This window comes from Caulobacter sp. SLTY (assembly GCF_009905535.1).
Taxonomy (GTDB): domain Bacteria; phylum Pseudomonadota; class Alphaproteobacteria; order Caulobacterales; family Caulobacteraceae; genus Caulobacter.
On sequence record NZ_JAAALA010000022.1, the window covers coordinates 35,975 to 51,324 of the forward strand.

A 15,350-nucleotide genomic window follows, 5' to 3' on the forward strand; every position below is an offset into this window, starting at 1 on the left:
AACAGACGTTAGACCCGTGAGTCGGTACGGGACAAGGCCTTCAGGGTCACTTGAGAATCATTCGCGAACCGCTGGCGCGGCGCGCCGGTTTGCTTCCGCAGGGTCCGCCTATTCCTCAGGCGGCGGCGCGCGCGAGGTCATGCCGGCCGACGCCGCATCATCGACCAGCTGGTCGTCCGTCGAGGGATCGATCCCACGTTCGACGCGGGGCTGAACCGGGGCCCGGGTCTCCGCCTTCGGGGCGGCGACTTCCGGAGCCGGGACGGTGGGGGCCGGCAATTCGCGGGCGTCCTCGGCCGCTTCGTCGGCGGCGGTGCGCGGATCAGGGCCCAGGGTGGTCTCCCGGCTCATGAAAGCGAGAAGCGCAAGAGTCGCCGCCACCCCGATCAGGAAGCCGACAATCCCCCAGAAGAAACCGCCGCCGCCACGCTTCTCAGCCATTCCAGTCTTCCTCAGGTCCCTTGCCAGGTTCGCACCCGGCCAATGTCTACGTGCACAAATCCGCTGTCCGGATACCAGCCGACGCCGCCGCCCTTCAACGCCAGGGCGGCGTCGCGATAGGCGGTCAGCGCCACGTCGTTGAGCCGCACATCCATCGCCTTGCCTTCCATATGCATGGACTTGGTGGCGACCTCGCTCTTGCCGTTGGCCTGCGCGCTGCGATCCTGCAGGGCGGCGTTGGTCACCGGCGAGCGGAAGGCGGAGATGATGCGATAGGGTTCGGTCGAGCCGAACTGCTGCTGCAGGGTGAACAGGATGTCGAGCAGGCGGACATCGATCGGATGCTCCTCGCCCGACCGGAAGTCGCGCAGCAGCTTCTTGACGCTCATCAGCCCGTCCCAGACGTACCGGCCCTCGGCCCAGTAGGTGACGTCTAGTTCCTCGAGCGTATGCAGGTGGCGGAACTTCAGCCGGCGCGGCCCATCCGGCGGCGGTCGAAGCGGGGTCGGGGCGAGATTGAGGTCCTCGGCGCTCTGCGGCTCGCCCGGCGGCTCCTCCTGAGCCAGGGCCGTCAGCCCGAACGACGCAGCCGCCAGCGCTCCGCCGCCGGCCCGCAGCAGGGTCCGCCGGCTTGTCACGCGACGGCCCCGCCCGCGGCAGCGATCCGCTGCATCAACAGGCCGTCCCAGCCATAGGGGTCGGCGCGGAAGTTCACCTGGCCATCGTTGGTCACGTAAGCGGTCCAGTAGAGCAGGAACACATCCACCGGCCGCTGCACCTGCGCCCGGGTGGTCTTGCCCCCGGCGATGGTCGCGTCGATCTGCTCAGGCGTCCAGTAGGGATCGCCGGCCAGGACGTGGCGCGCCAGAGCCAGCGGCTTCTCCAGCCGCACGCAGCCGTGGCTGGCCAGCCGGCTATAGCTGGCGAACCGGCCCTTGCTGGGGGTGTCGTGCAGATAGACCGCGTAGGGGTTCTGGAAGTCGAACTTGATCAGGCCCAGCGCGCTGCCCGGCCCCGGCGCCTGCTGCAGCCCGCCGCCCGGCAGGATGCGGAAGCCGTTGGCGGCCAGATAGCCCCGACCCTTGGGCAGCAGCTCGTTGCGGGCGATCCCCGCCGGCACGTTCCAGGGCGGGTTCAGCACGATGCTGTGGATGGTGGAGTGAAGCATCGGGGTCTCAGACCCCGGTTTGCCGGTCACCGCCCGCATGGACATGGTCGGCTGGTCGCCCTCGAACACGGTCAGGCGGGCGTCGGCGATGTTCACCTGGATGCGGTGCTCGGGCAGCACCTGCGGTAGCCAGCGCCAGCGCTCCATATTGGCCAGGATCTGTTCGATCCGCTGCTGGACCGGCACGTTCAGCTGGGCCCGGATGCCGGCGGTCAGCACCCCGGTCGGCTGATAGCCGAACCGCCGCTGGGCCCGGCTCACGGCCTCGGCCATGGCCTCGTCATAGACGGCAATGGTGCGGGCCGCGCCGGCGGGGGCGCCGGCCGGGGCCACGCGGGTCACTTCCGGCACAGCCGGGTCTTCCATGGCCAGGCGTTCGCGCAGGGCCTCGACGGCTGGACCGGTGGCGCCGGGCTTCAGGTCGACATTGGCCAGGGGGCTCCAGCCGCCCCGATCGCGAATCTCGCGGTACTGGACCAGTCCCTTCTGCAGGGTCTGATAGCCGGTGTAGGGCGGCGCCAGGCTGTTCAGCCAGGCCTGCACCCTATTGCTTGCCACCGCCTGGGCCAGGCCCGGCGCCGGATCATAGGCGCCCGGCCGCAGCCCCCAGTCCTGGCGGAAGCCCGAGGTCGGCAGCCGGCCGGTCCGCACGGCCTTGGCATAGCGCAGGGTGGCGGCCACTAGGGCGGCGTTGTCATTTCCCCGCGGGGTGAAGGCGCCGACCGGAAAACCGTGGACTTGGGCGTTGTCGAGCGCGCGGCGCAACTGCGCGGCCTGTTCGGGGGTGGGATTGATCGCCGTAGCCGCGGACGTCGCAGGACCTCCGGGCCGATAGGGCTGCGGCTGGGCAGAGGCCGGCCCCAGGGCCGCCATGCCCAACACGCCCATCAACGCAAACGCGACCGCTCCGACCCTACGCCCCGTCGTCACAGACCCAGACCCCATGAATAGCTTTCGCCCCGAAGGTTAACGCACGTTCCCAAACAAGGCGCCATCCTGACTCCTGTCAGGCGAGCCCCTGAAGACAATGTTCGGATGACCGCGGCGTTCCGGCAACGGTTCAGGCGGTTCCCTGGGGGCCAAGGATGGCCATATTCGCTCATAGAGATGGGCGCATCGGAGTTGGGGGGGCATGGAATGCGGTCGATAGCGGTGATCCTGGGCGTGGCCATGGCGCTCCTGGCGGGTCCAGGCCGGGCGGCCGAGCCCCGGCATGAGCTGTCGGCCAAGGTGGCGTTCAAGCCGGTGACTCACTGGGGCAGCCTGGTCCGCACCAGCCAGGGGCTGGGCTGGGCCGGGCCGTGGGGTCTGCAGGCGCTGGAAGGCGGCGAGGACATCGACCTCGGCGAGGGGAGGGGCGTGTTGGTCGCGGCGCCGCGCTGGATACTGGCCGCGGACGAAGCGGGCCATGGCGGCTATTTCGATCCCCAGATGCGTGGCCGCATCGTTGTCCGGTCCCTCGACCCCGCCCGTCGGATCACTGGCCGCCCGGCGAAAGCCGTACAGGCCGTTGGCTGGCCGCTGTCGGCGACGGAGCAGGCGGGCGGCCGGCTCGGCGTGGTGCTGTGGACCAAGGGCCTGCCGCTGGTCCAGGGGCGGGGTCACCGCATGGTCCTGTGGTCGCCGACCGAGGGCGTGGTCGCCAGCCAGGACTGGCGTATCGGCTCGATGGGCGACGCCACCCTGTCGGCCCGCCCGGACGGCTCCTGGCGGATGCTGTCGCTGCTGGATAGCCATGGAAAGGCCGGCGAGGCGTGCGGCAAGGGCGTCGATGGCGTGGTGCTGACCACCATCGGCGCCGACCTGAAGATCGTCCGGCGGCAATACCTCTGCCTGCCCAGCAAATTGGGGCGGGTCAGCATTGAGGCCGGCGCTCATGGCGACTGGTTCGTCAGCGCGCGTGACTCCTGGTCGATCCGTCTGTTTCAGGTGACCGAAGGCCCCGCCGGCCCGTCGCTGAAAGCCTTGCTGGGGACCACGGGCGGGCGCGGCGGCTTCTATCGCCCGCCGTTCGCGGTCGCCGCCGACGGGACGGTCTACCTGGCCCGCGACCGTATCGACGGCTGGAGCCTCTATCGCGTGGCGCCGGACGGGGCGGCCGATGAGTTCGCGCTGACTCACGCCGGCTGCGACGGACCGCCCGGGAAGAACGCCATCCTGCACCTCGACACCATCGACGGCGTCGCCCACGCCACTCTGGCGGCGCGCGAACCGGACGGAACCTGCCTAAACATCTGGCGGCTGTAGCCGCTTCGCCTCCATAGTAGGGTCAGGAGGCGCCCCATGCTCAAGACCATCCTCGCCGCTCTGGCCGTGGCCGGCCTGGCGACATCGTCCTTGGCCGCCGAGCCCGAGCGGGTGCTGGCCAAACAGGTCTCCGGCAAGGCCGAGGGGCGGCTGGTGCGCACGGCCGGCGGCCTGGCGCTGATCGGCGAGGAGGGGATGGTCCCGCTGGAGGGCGACCGGACCGTAGTCAGTTGGGCCAAACAGGGCTGGGTCACACCGGCCCAGACCGGCGGCCGCTGGCTGCTGGCGGTGGAGAAGCCCAAGACCGGCGGCTTCATGGAGCCCCAGCGGCGGGGCAGGATGGTGCTGGGCGATCTCGACGCCGCCTTGCCGATTTCCGAGCACAGCAAGGTGCTGCACAACGCCGCTTGGCCTGTGGCGGCGACCGAGAACGCCGACGGCTCCCTGACCATGCTGGTCTGGGCCAAGGCGCCGCCGTTCGTCGAGACACCGGGCTATCGCTTGGTCCGCTACAAGCCGGGTACCTACCTGCGCGAGGCGCAGGTGGCCGATTGGCCGGGCGGTCCCGCCGAGGTCGGCCCCTCGCAGATGATGGCCGACGGCAGCGGCGGCTGGAGCCTGCTCACCCGGCTGGCCGAGGAGGGCGAGTGCGGCCGCCGGGCCGGCTTCTCCCTGACCCGCATCGATGCGGCCTTGAAGGTCGCGCCCGGGCCCTCGGTCTGCCTGCCGGAGGCCTTCACCCCCTTCACCACCGAGATCATCGCCTCGGCCGTCACTCCGCGCGGCCCGGTCTGGTTCGTCAGCGGCAAGCAGGCCGGGACCCACCGGATCGGCCGTATCGAACTGGTCGGCGAAACCCTGAAGGCCAAAGCGCTGGGCGACCTGCCGCCCGGCACGATTTCCTCCGTGGCCTATGACGGCGCCGAGCTGCTGCTGGTTCAGGACGACCGCGTGGTGCGGGTGGCGCCCGGCGGCGCACCGGTCGACGTCAGCATCCCCGCCCCGACCTGCGACGGCCGCGCCGCCGGCGGCAAGCCGACCCTGATCGCCGCGACCATCGACGGGCGGCTGCACCTGGCGGCGATCGCTGGGGGATGCGTCAACGTCTGGCGGCTGTAGGCGCCGCTACCCCCCCCCTTCCGTCATCCTCGCACTTGTTGCGAGGACCCATACGCGCAGGCGTTTGGCGTAGGCCCCGTCGTGATCCTCACCGCACGGGTCCGTGATCATGGGTCCTCGCAACAAGTGCGAGGATGACGGGGTGTGGGGGAGGGGGAGCTAGCGCGTCCCGTACAGTCGGTCGCCCGCATCGCCGATGCCCGGCACGATGAAGCCCCGAGCGTCCAGTCCCCGGTCCACCCCGGCGCACCAGACCTGCACGTCCGGGTGCTCGCCCTGCAGCCGCCCGAGCCCTTCGGGGCAGGCGAGGATGCAGACGAACCGCAGATCCCGGGCCCCCTGTTCCTTCAGGCGCTCGACGGCCGCGCAGGCGGTGCCGCCGGTGGCCAGCAGGGGATTGATGACGATCACCTCCCGTTCGGCCAGCGTCTCGGGGACCTTCAGATAGTATTCCACGGCCACCATGGTGGTCGGGTCGCGATACAGGCCGATGTGGGCCACCCGGGCGCTGGGGACCAGGTTCAGCATCCCTTCCAGCATGCCCTCGCCGGCCCGCAGGATCGGGGCGAAGACCAGCTTCTTGCCGGCGATCTGCGGGGCCTCCATGGCCTCCAACGGCGTCTCGATGGCGTGCTGCTCAAGCTCCAGGTCGCGGGTGACCTCGTAGCAAAGCAGAGTGCTGAGCTCGCGCATGAGCTCGCGGAAGGTCTTGGTCGAGGTCTGGCGGTCGCGCAGCCGGGTCAGCTTGTGCTGCACCAGGGGATGGTCGACCACGGTGACGGTGCGGCGGTCGTACATCAGAATACCGTCCCATCGCTGACGATCTGCAGGGGCGGGCCGCCATCGTCTCGCAGCTCACGGGCCAAAATCCGGCCCGTCGCCCAGGTGCCGCCCTCCAGCACCCGCGCAAGAGGGAAGTCGGCCTCGGCCACCCCCAGCCGCGCGCGCACCATCGGGGCGATGCGGTCGAGCAGGGCGACGGTCAGGCTGCGCCAGCCGACGATCAGGGGGCGGGAGACGTCCTGGCTCAGCGGCTGCTGGCTGGGGTCCTTCAGCACCAGCACACCCCCGTCCATGAACAGGCCGCCGTTGCGGTATTCGGCCAGACCCGTGAGGCCATCGATGTCGAACACCTCGATCCCGGCGTCCAGCAGCGGCTCGATCAGGCTGTAGGCCAGCCACTGGCTGAGCTTGTGGATGGGAACCAGGTTGTCCGTCGGATCGTCCCGCCGCATCGCCGGATGTCGCCAGGTGTCGCCCAGGTCGACACCGCCCAGGGTCAGGCGATTGCGCCAGATCGGCCCCAGCGCTTCCAGAAGCACTTCAAGGATCACCGGCGCCGGCAGCCGCCCGTCGGTCGCCCGCGCCGCCAGGGCGTCGAACAGGCCGCCGGGGCGGGGGCTGTCCTTGGCGCCGAACAGGTCGGGCCGGGCGGCGCACTGGTCGCCGAGGCGCCGCAGCAGATCGGCGCGGCCGTCGAGGCCGAGCAACGGGTTGGCGTCGCTGACCTGGAAGCCCTTGGCAAGAGTCTTGGTGGTCAGGGCCGACAGATTGTCGGCGCGCAAGGGGTCGGGGCAGGTCGAGAAGGCGCCGGATTCGAACAGCCGCAGGGACGCCACGGCCAGCCCTTCCGAGCGGCTGGTGATCGTGCCGGTAGCCGCGTCGCTATAGCGCCAGGCCGGCCCGGCGCCGGCGTCGAGGAGCACTGAGGTGATCGCCAGGTCGAAGGCGGCCCGACCCCTGTGCGCGGCGTCGACCCAGTCGTTGCGGCCGGCCAGCTCGGCCCACAGGTCCCGGCCGCCGACCACGAAGTGGCGCCAGCGCGCGTGGAACGGCACCTGCAGCGATGGATACTGGCTGCGGATGACGGCGGTGACCCGGTCGGCGACCGGCTCCAGCTGGGTCAGATCGACCCGCCAGTCTGAGAGGTCGCCGTCGATGGCCAGGGCCAGCATCTCATGGGCGCGTTGACGGACCGCGGCGGCGTTGAGGAGGGAGAGGGCGGCTTCGGTGTCGGTCATGTTCACGTCTTCCCTGCCCATGGGGTCGGGTGATCTCAGTTGATTGGGCATCTTAGCGCCCCCCTTCCTGAGGGAGGGGGTAGGGGGAGGGTTTACGGTGTTTGACGGTTGGCGTTCGTAAACCTTCTCCCTCGCGGGAGAGGGGCAAGGAAACAGCGCCCGAGCTCATTGTTGGAAGGTCATCCAGCAGGTTCGTGCCTAGAACTTGTCCAACCCACGACCGACAACCTTGGTCAGGTCCTCGGCGCTCGGCGGCGGTTCCGGCGTGTAGTAGCCGGCGGCCTTCTTGGCCTCCATCTCGACACTGGCGTCGTCGGGGATCAGGTCGGCGGGGATCGGCACCCGTTCCTTGATCTCGATCCCGCCCTGCGCCAGGGCGTCGAACTTCATGTTGGACATCGAGACGAACCGGTCGATCCGCTTGATGCCCAGCCAGTGGATGATGTCGGGCATCAGCTGCTGAAAGCGGGCGTCCTGCACCCCGGCGACGCATTCGGTGCGCTCGAAGTAGGTGGCCGCCTGGTCGCCGCCAGGCTGGCGCTTGCGGGCGTTGTAGACCAGGAACTTGGTCACTTCGCCCAGCGCCCGGCCTTCCTTGCGATTGTAGACGATCAGGCCCGATCCGCCGTTCTGGGCCTCGCGCACGCACTCCTCGATCCCGTGGGTCAGGTAGGGGCGGCAGGTGCAGATGTCAGAGCCGAACACGTCCGACCCATTGCACTCGTCATGAACGCGGCAGGTCAGGCGCTTGTCCTCGCGGCCGATGAAGGCCGGGTCGCCGAAGATGTAGAGGGTGATGCCGCCGATCGGGGGCAGGAACACCTTCATGTCCGGCCGGGTGACCAGCTCGGGGTACATGCCGCCGGTCTGTTCGAACAGGGTCCGGCGCAGCTGGGTCTCCTCGACCTCGAACCGCTCGGCGATGCCGGGCAGATACCACACCGGGTCGATGGCCGCCTTGGTCACCGCCACGTCGCCGCCCTCATGGACGATGTCGCCGTCCACCTTCAGCCGGCCGGCGGCAATGGCCTCGGAAATCTCCGGCAGGGTCAGCCGGGCCTTGGTGATCGCGATGGTAGGACGGATATCGACGCCCTCGGCGATCTCCCGCGCGAAATCGACCGACACCCGGTGACCCCAGGGATCGAGGCTGACGATCTTTTCGGCGTTCTTCCACTGATCGTGTGGGCCGATATCGACCACCGGCGAGGTGTCGGTGAGGTCGGGACGGGCCAGGGGGTTCATCGCCCCCGAGGAAATGGCCAGGGCGCGATAGACGCTATAGGCGCCGCCGTGGGCGCCGATGGCGTTGCGGTCGACACCCGCGTTGACGGTGGCGACCACCGGGCCGCGCTCCTGCGCGGTGGGGGCGCCCCAGTTCAGGGGGAAGCGGCTGGCGCCGCCGACGCCCGGGTGGGACGTCAGCCGGATGTGACCTTGACGATTGAGTGACATGCGTAGTTGGCCCGTGGGCTCTCCAGAAACGAAAAAGCCCCCGCCGGTTTTCGCCGGCAGGGGGCCTTTGAGCGGAGATAGTGGTCCCGAACCTGTTGCTTGGCAAGAGGGGGCGAATACCGGAGCTCAGCCCCGGGTCAGCTCGAACAACCGCCTGTCGTCTTCCACCACCTCGATGGCGAGGTGGGCCATCGACTCGTCGAGCCGCTGTTGGGCGATCTCGCGGGCCTGATCCTCGTCCGGCGCATTGACGATCTGAAGCGTCGGCACGCTGTAGCGGGTATCATGGATGTAAAAAGAAAAGATACGCACGGGTAGCTCCGTCAGTTCTGAAGCGGGAGCTCCTATCTGTCTCTCAGGCGTCGGTGGCTCACTGTGTAATCCCGACGATAGCTAACAGTATACTGTATGCTGGCGCTTTGGCCTACTCTTAATTCGCCTGGTCGGCGACCGCGGTTATTTGTCGATTGCCCGACATTCAGCGCTCTTGACCCCGCCTCCGAGCCATCATGAAATCGACGGCCGACCTGCTGGAGTTTCCATGACCGATCTTGACGCCTTCATCGCCGGCCTGCCGAAGGCCGAACTGCACCTGCATATCGAAGGCAGCCTGGAGCCCGAGCAGATGTTCGAGTTCGGTCGCCGCAACCGCGTAGACCTGCCGTTCAAGACCGTGGAGGAGGTCCGGGCGGCCTACGCCTTCTCCAACCTGCAGGACTTCCTGGACATCTACTACCAGGGCGCGGGGGTGCTGCAGACGGAACAGGACTTCCACGACCTGGCCATGGCCTATTTCGACCGACTGTCTGCCGACGGCGGGGTGCACGCCGAGATCTTCTTCGATCCTCAGACCCACACCGACCGCGGCCTGCCGTTCAGCATCGCCGCCGACGGCCTGCTGTCGGGCATGAAGGCGGCCCAGACCAAGCATGGCATCTCCAGCAAGCTGATCCTCTGCTTCCTGCGACACCTGGAGGAGGACGCCGCCTTCGAGACCCTCAAGGCCGCCGAGCCCTATCTCGACCGCATCGCCGGGGTGGGCCTGGACTCTTCGGAGGTCGGCCATCCGCCCTCGAAGTTTGCAAAGGTGTTCAAGGCGGCGGGCGAACGCGGCCTGCTGAAGGTCGCCCACGCCGGCGAGGAAGGCCCACCTGAATATGTCTGGGAAGCGCTGGACCTGCTGAAGGTTGACCGCATCGACCACGGCAACCGCAGCCTGGAAGACCCCGCCCTCACCGCACGCCTGGCGGCGATGGACATGACCCTGACCGTCTGTCCGTTGTCGAACCACAAACTTTGCGTGGTCGAGGATCTGGCCAACCATCCGCTCAAACGCATGCTGGACCTGGGCCTGCACGCCACCATCAACAGCGACGACCCGGCCTATTTCGGCGGCTATGTCGGCGACAACTACCGGGCCGTGACGGGATCCCTGGGCCTGACCAGGGAAGACCTGATCCTTCTGGCCAAGAACAGCTTCACCGGCAGCTTCCTCGATGAGGAACGGGTGGCACTCCACCTCCAGGCGATCGACGCCTACGCGGCTGCCAACTGACCCCCAACGGAAAGGGGCCGCCCAGACGGACGGCCCCTCCCTCAAACCTTCCTCCAGCGCTTAGCTGGTGATCCGGTAGCGGCCACGGCGGTCGGGACAGACGCGCACGTAGCGATAGTCGGTCCGGCCGCGGTAATCGGTCGGCGCCACGGCCAGGCGGCAGCGGTTGCGGATGTACCAGTCGCGGTCATATCGACCGCTGCGCGAACCGGCCCGATAGCGCGGCTCACGGTACTCGTAGGTCTGGGCGTAGGTGTAATAGTAGCCGTCCGTGTCGCAGGCGGCCGACTTCTCGCCGATGTTGGCCCCGATCGCGCCGCCTACGATGGCGCCCAGCACGGTGCCTTCTGTCTGGGCTTCGTTGTCGACGACGTTCGAGCCGATGGCCGCGCCGGCCAGGGCGCCGAACAGGCCGCCGATCACCTGGCCGCGGTCTTCGCGACGCTCGCAGTCCTCGTGCCGCCAGCCGGCATAGTAGTCGCGGCCATCGCGGTCGAGGCCGTAGCCGTCCCGGTCACGGCCGGGGCCGCCGCGGTCATAGCCATAGTCGACGCGGGCGTTCGGGTCGTAGCGCCATTCGCCGTAGCGGCGAACATAGGCGCCGTAGCCGTACCGGCGATCGTAGTCGGCGCGGTCGCGCTCCCACTGGGCGCGGCGGGCCTCATAGTCCTGGCGACGCTGCTGGTAGTTGGCCTGGCGGCGCTCATAGTCGGCCTGGCGGCGTTCCCACTCGCGGCGGGCCTGCTCGTACTCGCGCTGCTCTTGGCGGTAGTCTTCCTGCTGGTCCTGCCATTGTTCGTAGGTCTGCGGCGCCGGATAGCGCTGCTGGGCCAGGGCGGCGCCCGCGCTCATGGCCAGGGCACTGGCCATGGTGATCGTCAGTATATGTCTCATCGTTTTTCAGCTCCCAAACGATTGAACGGCCTTGACGGCCGCACGCGCGGGCCTCCCCGTCCCGGGACCCGATGGTTGCTGAAACGCTGATACGCGGTGCGGGTTGCCAGCCGCCCCGCAATACCGCCCAGAGTTGGTTACAGCTCGTCCTCGCGGGTCGGCTGGCCCAGCAGGGCGCGGCCGGCCAGTTCGAAGATCTGCGAGGAGACCATGATGTGGTGCGGGATCACATGGGCGTCGCGGAAGCGCCGCTGCAAGGGACTGTCCAGGAATACCGCCGCCCCGCCGCCCAGATCATAAACCCGCCGTGTCGCCTCCGCGCAGGTCCGCGCGGCGTGGGCGCAGGCCAGCCGCAGCCGGGCGCGGTCGGCCAGCGTCGCCCCGCCCTCGTCCCGCACCGCTGTCCAGACCCGCTCTGCCGCCCCGAATACCCCGGCGCGGGCCGCTTCTACCTCGGCGGCCGCACGGGCGAACTCGGCCTGCACCACATTGCGCTCGGCCAGAGTTCGGCGAGAGCCCTGCGAGGAGGACGCGGCGGCTATGGCCGAAAAATCGTCCAGGGCGCCCTTGGCGTTGCCCAGGGCCACGGCGGCGATGCCCAGCGCCAACATGCCGAACGGCGGGAAGCGGAACACCGCCCCATCGGCCAGCGGCGGGTCGGACTGCAGCGCCACCGACCGGCCCTTGGGGACCAGCACGTCCCTGACCGCGAAATCGAGACTGCCGGTGCCGCACAGGCCGGCCGTGCGCCAGGTATCGATGAACTCCACCTCGGCGGCGGGAAACAACATCATCCGGTGCTGCGGCTGGCCCGCGGCGTCACGCTGGGGCCCGTCCTCGCCCATCAGCATCGCCCCGCCGGCGATCCAGGCGGCATTCTGAGACCCGCTGCCCCATTTCCAACGGCCGGTGACCCGCCAGCAGTCGCCTTCGTCGATGGCCCGGCCCATGGGGGCGAACACACCGCCGGCGATGGCGCCCGGATCTCCGAACACCTCGGCGGCCTGATCGGGCGGGAGGCGCGCCGACATCATCGCGGTGGTCGAGGCGATCATCAGGCACCAGCCGGTCGAGGCGTCGGCTTCGCTGAGCGCCTCGATGGCGCCGGCTACCTCGAGCGGTTCACTTTCCAGCCCGCCCAGGGACCTGGGAATCAGCATCCTGAGGAGGCCTGCGCCGGCCAGCTTGCCGGCCAGATCGGCCGGCATGCGTCGAGCGTCCTCGATTTCCCGCGCCCGCTCGCGCGCTTCCGCCTGGAAGCTCCGGGCCGTCTCCACCGGGTTCATGCCGTTTCCCCTCAAGTTTTGGGGAACAGGACCACCACGCCACGCCTCATGTCCAGCCGAACCCGCCAACGCGACCAGAAGTCGGCACCCAGCGAGCCGGTCAGCGCCGGGTCCAGCCCGGCGATCAGCCCCGCCTCGGCCTCCTCATAGAGGGCGTCGGCCACCGACAGCGCTCGCAATCGCGCGGGGGCGGCGTTGCGGGCCAGCGGGTCCAGCGCATCGCGCGGCGGCTTCAGGGCGGCGATCCGGTCGTTCAGCCGCACCAAGCCCGCGGAGCTCCAGTCGATGGCGAACAGGCCGGACCGCGCTCGCCGATCGTCCGACGCCGACGCCCGCACCGTCGGTGTTCCGCCGACCATGACCAGGGGCAGGGTCCGTCCGCCCAGGCGCGTTGCGCTCCGCGGCTGTATGCTCACCCGGCAGGGCTTGAAATCCAGGTCCACCACCTGCCCGGCCAGGACGTCGGCCCCAATCACCCCGGCGATGGGGGTGTCGAACCCCGGTGCGCGGCCGTCCAGGTCGGCCACCTTCACCGGCAGGGCCTTGATCCTCAGCCCGTCGATGCGCACCGCCGCCACCAGGTCGACCGCCGCGAAGCCTTCGGTCTGGGCGCGGGTCTCGTGGATCAGGGTGGTGGGGGCGGAAGGGTCGATCAGATAGTCGCCGGCGATCCCGGCCACCTCGGCGGGGACCACCACCGCGCCGTTCTCGAACCAGCAGTCGGCGGCCAGGGCGGGGACGGAAAACAGGCCGCTCGCCGCCGCCAGGGCGGCGCAGGCCAGCCTGTGGGGCCTGTTCAGCCGGCGGCCCGCGCCAGAGCCTCGCCCACCGTCGGGGCGGCGACGTCCTGGTCGGTGCGGCGCAGGTCGCGCTCGCCGGGGGCCTCGTCACAGGTGGCGCAGACCATCTTGGGGCGGAACGGATGGCCGTCATGGGTCATCACGAACGGCCCGTTGCCCTCGCCGTACACATGCCGCTCGCCCCAGTCGTAGAGGGTCAGAAGCACGGGGCGCAGATCGCGACCTCGCGCGGTGAGGAGGTATTCCTGGCGGGGCGGGCGGTCGGAGTATTGCCGGGGTTCCAGCACCCCGTGGGCGACCAGCGCCTTCAGCCGCGAGGCCAGCACGTTGCGTGCCACCCCCAGCCGTTCCTGCCACTGTTCGAACCGCCGCACCCCGTTGAAGGCGTCGCGCAGGATCAGCAGGGTCCAGGGATCGCCGACCACTTCCAGCGTCGCGGCGATGGGGCAGGTCTGACGGGAATAATCGGCGGTTCGGCCCATAACCGTCAAAGTGATCCTTCCCCGCAGGGAAGGCAAGGGGGGTTTTGATTAAAGACGGAGAACGGGCGGCCCCTCCCAGGCGGGGAGGGGCCTAGCCGGCTACTCCTGACCGTCGCCCTGGCGCGCGGCCTTGGCGGCGGCCTTCTCCTCGCGCCGCTTGGCCTTTTCTTCCTGCCGATCAGCCTTCTGTTCCTGCTTCTGCTGCTGCTGGGCGGCCTTCTGCTCCTGGCGCTGTTGTTGCGCCGCCTGTTGCTGTTGCTGCCGCTGCTGCTGGGCGGCCTGCTGCGCCGCCTGCTGTTCAGCGCGGCGGGCGGCCTGCTGCTCCTGCTGCTGGCGCTGCTGCGCCTGACGAGCCGCCTGCTGCTCCTGCTGTTGCCGCTGCTGCTGGGCCTGGCGCTCAGCCTGCTGTTCCTGCTGCTGGCGCTGTTGAGCCTGACGGCCCGCCTGTTGCTCCTGCTGCTGACGCTGGCGGGCGGCCTGCTGCTCCTGCTGTTGCTGTCGCTGTTGGGCCTGACGGGCGGCCTGCTGTTCCTGCTGTGCGCGCTGCTGAGCCTGGCGTTGGGCCTGGTTGTCCTGCTTCTGCTCCTGGCGGTCCTGGCGGCGCTCCTGCTTCTCCTGCTGGCGCTCCTGCTTCTCCTGCTGGCGCTCCTGCTTCTGCTGAAGCTGCTCCTGGCGCTGCTCCTGCTTCTGTTCCAGACGGTCCTGACGACGCTCTTGCTTCTGCTCGATCCGATCCTGGCGCTGCTCCTGCTTCTGTTCCAGACGGTCCTGACGACGCCCTTGCTTCTGCTCGATCCGATCCTGGCGTTGTTCCTGCTTCTGTTGAAGCTGCTCCTGGCGCTGTTCCTGCTTCTGTTCCAGCCGATCCTGCTTCTGCTCGCGGCGATCCTCGCGGCGCTGCTCCACGGCCCGTTGCTGAGCCTCCTGCCGCGCCTCGACGGTGCGCCGTTCACGCTCGGCGCGGGCTTGATCCAGCTGATCCTGGCGGCGGCGCTCCAGCGCCTCGGCGCGGCGCGCGACCACCAACGGCGGGGGCAGGTCGTCCCGCCGCTCGCGCCGGTCGGCCCGGCGCCAGTCGTCGCCCCGGCGGTCATAGACATCGTTCCAGCGCTCGCGCTCGCGCTGCGCGATCACCTCGCGGCGGCGCCAGGTCGCGTTCTCAACCCGCCGGCGCTCGGCCCGCCGGGCCGCGCGCCGCAGTTCGGCGGCCCGCACATAGTAGCGGCTGGCATAGTTCGAGCGGCTGCGCCGATACTCATAGGGCAGAGGCCGACCATAGCTGTCATAGACCACCGCCAGCGCCCCGCCGGCATAGGCGTAGCCGAAATCCGGGTCCCGAACGAACCAGGGCTCATCCTCGCCGGCCCGATAGTAATAATAGCGCTCACCGCCGTAGGGCAGGGGCTCCATCACCCGCCAGCCATCGTTCTCGTCCTCCCAGTAGACGGGATCGACATCGTCATACTCGTAATAATAGTCCGGAGCCTCGTCCGCGTAGTAGCCGTCCGCGGCGGCGACATCCTGCCAGTAGTCGCGCTGGGCGGCGGGGGCGGCGGCGGCCAGGACGGGTACGGCCGGGGCGTCGGGGAGGTTCTCGGCCAGGGGGGCGACGTCCTCGGTCAGGTCGATGGCCAGCTGTTCGGAGGTTGGCCCCTCGGCCACGGGCGGCGTCTTGGCCGGCTGGTCGCAGGCGGCCAGGGTCAGCGCCAGGGCGGCGGCGGACGCCAACAGGGCGGGCTTGAACATCGCGGTACTCCTTCAACCGGGGCCACCTGAACGGGTGGGGGGACCCAAAGCTCCCGCGGGTCTTGTCGCGGGCCGATACATGGCTCACATGACAGCCCGCGCCTGAACCTGGCCTGAACTTCGAGGGAAAGCCAAC

At 69.3% G+C, this 15,350-nt stretch carries 15 protein-coding genes; 3 read left to right on the top strand and 12 right to left on the bottom strand.

Annotation, left to right across the window (positions count from 1 at the left end; translation table 11 throughout):
• Window positions 1-108: 108 nt before the first annotated feature.
• Genes GVN21_RS13515 through GVN21_RS13525 form a run of 3 tightly spaced genes read right to left on the bottom strand, consistent with a single transcriptional unit; the run spans window position 109 to window position 2,482 of the window.
• Entirely contained in the window at window positions 109-441 is a 333-nt protein-coding gene (locus tag GVN21_RS13515) for a hypothetical protein (RefSeq protein WP_166575283.1), read from the bottom strand.
• Between the two features lie 11 nt (window positions 442-452).
• A complete protein-coding gene (locus tag GVN21_RS13520; RefSeq protein ID WP_166575284.1) occupies window positions 453-1,079 on the bottom strand; it encodes a DUF882 domain-containing protein in 627 nt (208 codons plus the stop codon).
• Window positions 1,076-2,482: a L,D-transpeptidase family protein gene (locus tag GVN21_RS13525; protein WP_240902934.1), complete on the bottom strand. Its 1,407-nt coding sequence runs from the start codon at window positions 2,480-2,482 to the stop codon at window positions 1,076-1,078. The genes GVN21_RS13520 and GVN21_RS13525 overlap by 4 nt, the downstream gene beginning before the upstream one ends.
• 264 nt (window positions 2,483-2,746) lie before the next feature.
• Here GVN21_RS13525 and GVN21_RS13530 point away from each other — a divergent pair, with 264 nt between their 5' ends.
• Together GVN21_RS13530 and GVN21_RS13535 are read left to right on the top strand one after the other, a co-directional pair.
• A complete protein-coding gene (locus GVN21_RS13530; RefSeq protein WP_166575286.1) occupies window positions 2,747-3,856 on the top strand; it encodes a hypothetical protein in 1,110 nt (369 codons plus the stop codon).
• A gap of 36 nt (window positions 3,857-3,892) precedes the next feature.
• Complete coding sequence (locus GVN21_RS13535; RefSeq protein ID WP_166575287.1) at window positions 3,893-4,975, top strand: hypothetical protein; 1,083 nt, start codon at window positions 3,893-3,895, stop codon at window positions 4,973-4,975.
• A gap of 159 nt (window positions 4,976-5,134) precedes the next feature.
• On the opposite strand, the gene upp is transcribed toward GVN21_RS13535, so the two are convergent.
• The 4 genes from upp to GVN21_RS13555 all read right to left on the bottom strand — a co-directional run bounded on the left by upp (window position 5,135) and on the right by GVN21_RS13555 (window position 8,763).
• Window positions 5,135-5,773 carry a uracil phosphoribosyltransferase gene (gene upp, locus GVN21_RS13540; RefSeq protein WP_166575288.1) on the bottom strand — a complete coding sequence of 213 codons (639 nt, stop codon included), beginning with the start codon at window positions 5,771-5,773 and terminating at the stop codon, window positions 5,135-5,137.
• Window positions 5,773-6,996, bottom strand: coding sequence for a DUF1688 family protein (locus tag GVN21_RS13545; protein ID WP_166575289.1), 1,224 nt, complete (start codon window positions 6,994-6,996; stop codon window positions 5,773-5,775). Before GVN21_RS13545 ends, upp begins: the two co-directional genes overlap by 1 nt.
• 198 nt (window positions 6,997-7,194) lie before the next feature.
• Complete coding sequence (locus GVN21_RS13550; RefSeq protein WP_166575290.1) at window positions 7,195-8,451, bottom strand: GTP cyclohydrolase II; 1,257 nt, start codon at window positions 8,449-8,451, stop codon at window positions 7,195-7,197.
• Between the two features lie 126 nt (window positions 8,452-8,577).
• Window positions 8,578-8,763 (bottom strand): hypothetical protein, encoded by a 186-nt coding sequence (locus GVN21_RS13555; RefSeq protein ID WP_166575291.1) that lies wholly within the window; start codon window positions 8,761-8,763, stop codon window positions 8,578-8,580.
• Between the two features lie 229 nt (window positions 8,764-8,992).
• On the opposite strand from GVN21_RS13555, the gene GVN21_RS13560 reads away from it, so the two are divergent.
• Complete coding sequence (locus tag GVN21_RS13560) at window positions 8,993-10,006, top strand: adenosine deaminase (protein WP_166575292.1); 1,014 nt, start codon at window positions 8,993-8,995, stop codon at window positions 10,004-10,006.
• A gap of 60 nt (window positions 10,007-10,066) precedes the next feature.
• Here GVN21_RS13560 and GVN21_RS13565 read toward each other — a convergent pair whose 3' ends face one another.
• The 5 genes from GVN21_RS13565 to GVN21_RS13585 form a co-directional block, all read right to left on the bottom strand.
• The gene (locus tag GVN21_RS13565; protein WP_240902935.1) at window positions 10,067-10,876 is read right to left on the bottom strand and encodes a glycine zipper 2TM domain-containing protein; all 810 of its coding nucleotides are present in this window, start codon (window positions 10,874-10,876) and stop codon (window positions 10,067-10,069) included.
• Between the two features lie 161 nt (window positions 10,877-11,037).
• Window positions 11,038-12,186, bottom strand: a complete 1,149-nt coding sequence (locus tag GVN21_RS13570) for an acyl-CoA dehydrogenase family protein (protein ID WP_166575294.1) — start codon at window positions 12,184-12,186, stop codon at window positions 11,038-11,040.
• Between the two features lie 11 nt (window positions 12,187-12,197).
• Window positions 12,198-12,884 (bottom strand): hypothetical protein, encoded by a 687-nt coding sequence (locus tag GVN21_RS13575; protein ID WP_166575295.1) that lies wholly within the window; start codon window positions 12,882-12,884, stop codon window positions 12,198-12,200.
• A gap of 98 nt (window positions 12,885-12,982) precedes the next feature.
• Window positions 12,983-13,468, bottom strand: coding sequence for a helix-turn-helix domain-containing protein (locus tag GVN21_RS13580; RefSeq protein WP_166575296.1), 486 nt, complete (start codon window positions 13,466-13,468; stop codon window positions 12,983-12,985).
• A 99-nt stretch (window positions 13,469-13,567) separates the two neighbouring features.
• Window positions 13,568-15,214, bottom strand: coding sequence for a hypothetical protein (locus GVN21_RS13585; protein ID WP_166575297.1), 1,647 nt, complete (start codon window positions 15,212-15,214; stop codon window positions 13,568-13,570).
• Between the last annotated feature and the right edge of the window lie 136 nt (window positions 15,215-15,350).

Bases quoted from the DNA above. Each gene is read 5' to 3' on its own strand.
- GVN21_RS13515 (WP_166575283.1), bottom strand. From the start codon at position 441: ATGGCTGAGAAGCGTGGCGGCGGCGGTTTCTTCTGGGGGATTGTCGGC.
- GVN21_RS13525 (WP_240902934.1), bottom strand. From the start codon at position 2,482: ATGGCGGCCCTGGGGCCGGCCTCTGCCCAGCCGCAGCCCTATCGGCCC.
- GVN21_RS13530 (WP_166575286.1), top strand. From the start codon at position 2,747: ATGCGGTCGATAGCGGTGATCCTGGGCGTGGCCATGGCGCTCCTGGCG.
- GVN21_RS13535 (WP_166575287.1), top strand. From the start codon at position 3,893: ATGCTCAAGACCATCCTCGCCGCTCTGGCCGTGGCCGGCCTGGCGACA.
- upp (WP_166575288.1), bottom strand. From the start codon at position 5,773: ATGTACGACCGCCGCACCGTCACCGTGGTCGACCATCCCCTGGTGCAG.
- GVN21_RS13545 (WP_166575289.1), bottom strand. From the start codon at position 6,996: ATGACCGACACCGAAGCCGCCCTCTCCCTCCTCAACGCCGCCGCGGTC.
- GVN21_RS13550 (WP_166575290.1), bottom strand. From the start codon at position 8,451: ATGTCACTCAATCGTCAAGGTCACATCCGGCTGACGTCCCACCCGGGC.
- GVN21_RS13560 (WP_166575292.1), top strand. From the start codon at position 8,993: ATGACCGATCTTGACGCCTTCATCGCCGGCCTGCCGAAGGCCGAACTG.
- GVN21_RS13565 (WP_240902935.1), bottom strand. From the start codon at position 10,876: ATGGCCAGTGCCCTGGCCATGAGCGCGGGCGCCGCCCTGGCCCAGCAG.
- GVN21_RS13570 (WP_166575294.1), bottom strand. From the start codon at position 12,186: ATGAACCCGGTGGAGACGGCCCGGAGCTTCCAGGCGGAAGCGCGCGAG.
- GVN21_RS13580 (WP_166575296.1), bottom strand. From the start codon at position 13,468: ATGGGCCGAACCGCCGATTATTCCCGTCAGACCTGCCCCATCGCCGCG.
- GVN21_RS13585 (WP_166575297.1), bottom strand. From the start codon at position 15,214: ATGTTCAAGCCCGCCCTGTTGGCGTCCGCCGCCGCCCTGGCGCTGACC.